The sequence below is a fragment of the Pseudomonas putida genome, from assembly GCF_004357765.1.
GTDB lineage: Bacteria > Pseudomonadota > Gammaproteobacteria > Pseudomonadales > Pseudomonadaceae > Aquipseudomonas > Aquipseudomonas putida_U.
In genome coordinates this window covers 1-501 of the sequence record NZ_SMTE01000158.1, presented here as the reverse complement: position 1 = coordinate 501, position 501 = coordinate 1, and the positions used below count along the sequence as shown (strand labels likewise).

The 501-nt window shown below is 64.5% G+C and carries 1 protein-coding gene; it reads left to right on the top strand.

Going from position 1 to position 501, the window contains the following annotated elements; translation table 11 throughout:
* On the top strand, positions 1-501 hold a 501-nt coding region (locus E2H86_RS25880; protein WP_133332303.1), incomplete at both ends, for a hypothetical protein.

Here is a 501-nt window from a genome sequence, read left to right as displayed (position 1 = left end):
TGCGTGCTCGCCTGCGCCCCGTTCGGCATTGCCCATGCCCAGCCCGCGCCGGCCTCCACTGGGGCCGCCGGCGCTTCCGCCTCGAATGATGCCAAGCGCAACGCTTACGACAGCGCCGTCAAGCAAGCCGATGCCAACTACAAAGCCGCCAAGGACAAGTGCGATGCGATGAAGGGCAATGACCGCGACGTTTGCCGCGCGCAGGCCAAGGGCGACTACAACGTCGCCAAGGCCAATGCGAAGGTGGAGCGCGATGGTACTGAAGCCGCCCGCAACCGCGCTGCCAAGGAAAAGGCCGAGGCTGATTACGACGTCGCCAAGACCAAGTGCGATGCCATGAAGGGTAACGAGAAAGACACCTGCGTGAAGGATGCCAAGGCCGCATACACGCGCGCCAAGGGCGGTGAGGAGGTGAGTCACGCCAAGGCCACCGGCAACGCCAAGGACGTGAGCGAAGCGCGCCGCGATGCCGTCAAGGACACCAACGACGCCAACTACAAG